General features: G+C 66.8%; 1 pseudogene. It reads left to right on the top strand.

Annotated features, from left to right (window positions below):
- Positions 1-205: 205 nt before the first annotated feature.
- Positions 206-391, top strand: a pseudogene (locus EN804_RS37760) (extensin family protein); the annotation flags it as partial.

Genomic DNA, 391 nt, shown 5'->3' with positions numbered 1-391 from the left:
GCAGGACCATCCGACCTCGCCTGCCGATGTTCCGGTCCCAGAGCCCCGTCCGACGGAAGCGCGAAAGGCCGATGCCGCGACGATGGAAGAGCGCAACGCTGCCGGTCCAAAGAACGCTGGCGCATCCGCCCGCTTCGATCAAGAAAAGCCTCGTCAGGAAAACGTGGGGCGTCCAGAGCCTTCGACCCCGGAGCCATCAACCGATATGGAAAGCGAACCTGAGGCGCCGGCCCAGGTGCCGATTCCGACACTGAGACCAGACATGGCGGAACCGGAGGGAAAGCCGCCCGCTGTCGCCCCCACGCCGCCGCAGAAACCGGCCGAATTGGAGCCGGAACCGCCTGCCGCCGTGCCAAAGCCGCCGGAAAAGCCCGCACAGGCCAACCAGGAG

This window comes from Mesorhizobium sp. M8A.F.Ca.ET.161.01.1.1, from assembly GCF_004792105.1.
Taxonomy (GTDB): domain Bacteria; phylum Pseudomonadota; class Alphaproteobacteria; order Rhizobiales; family Rhizobiaceae; genus Mesorhizobium.
The sequence above is the reverse complement of the archived record's forward strand: the minus strand, read 5'-3'. Positions and strand labels throughout refer to the sequence as shown.